General features: G+C 40.9%; 1 pseudogene. It reads right to left on the minus strand.

What is annotated here, in order from left to right:
• Window positions 1–230, minus strand: a pseudogene (locus A3712_RS11360) (oligopeptide ABC transporter substrate-binding protein OppA); the annotation flags it as partial.
• Window positions 231–396 lie beyond the last annotated feature (166 nt).

A 396-nucleotide genomic window follows, 5' to 3' on the forward strand; every position in this document is an offset into this window, starting at 1 on the left:
TCTTGAATCACTAAGCCTTCAAATAGGTCACGTAGAATGTGCATTTCCGGTAGGCCCTCAGCCTTTGCAGGGTCTAGTGTCGCCGCTTCCGCATCATTAGCGCGCACTAAGTGTTGCTGCTTTGCCAGAGTAGTTCCCGCAGGCAATGTGTCAGCAACGGCAGTTACTGAGATAAAAGGGGTCAATAGAGATGAAATGAGTAACGCCGTTGAGTGTTTCTTAAAATCCATATGTTTTTGCTCTCCTAGCCTATCTTTGAAGCAAGTAATAAAATTAACAATGAGACTGTTGACGAATTTTAATGCTTTCGTTTATCTAAGTAGTTCTTTAATCGTTAATACTTGATAGTACTTGATCAATCAGGAGATAAAGGTGAGTTTAATTCCAAGAACGGAA

The sequence above is a fragment of the Vibrio sp. HI00D65 genome (assembly GCF_001635455.1).
Lineage (GTDB): Bacteria > Pseudomonadota > Gammaproteobacteria > Enterobacterales > Vibrionaceae > Vibrio.